Here is a 400-nt window from a genome sequence, read left to right on the forward strand (position 1 = left end):
CTTCTCACCTTGATAAATAGTCATTCTTGCTCCACATACCAATGGGACAAATATTTCAAATATAGTAACATCAAAAGAAATACTACTTGAGAATAGTACATTATCAGTTATCCCTATATCTTGAGAGAAGTCCCCATACATTGCACACAAAAAATTAGTTAAGGAACGATGTTCAATCATTACCCCTTTGGGCTGGCCTGTAGAACCTGATGTATAAATAACATATGCCAAATTTTGAGGTTCCATCGTTATCTGCAAATCTTCTACTTGTTCTTCTTCAAAAGGAATATCCATTAGATTTATTACACTACCTTGAAATGCTACTCCCTTTATAATAGAGTTTTGATATGTTAGTACATGTGAACACCCGCTGTCTGTCAGCATATATTCCACTCTTTGT

At 34.5% G+C, this 400-nt stretch carries 1 protein-coding gene; it reads right to left on the minus strand.

The features are described 5' to 3' along the window. Window positions 1-400: AMP-binding protein (locus HMPREF2590_RS30725; RefSeq protein WP_347364681.1), on the minus strand; the 400-nt coding region annotated here is incomplete at both ends.

Source organism: Bacillus sp. HMSC036E02 (assembly GCF_001836235.1).
GTDB lineage: Bacteria > Bacillota > Bacilli > Bacillales > Bacillaceae_G > Bacillus_A > Bacillus_A cereus.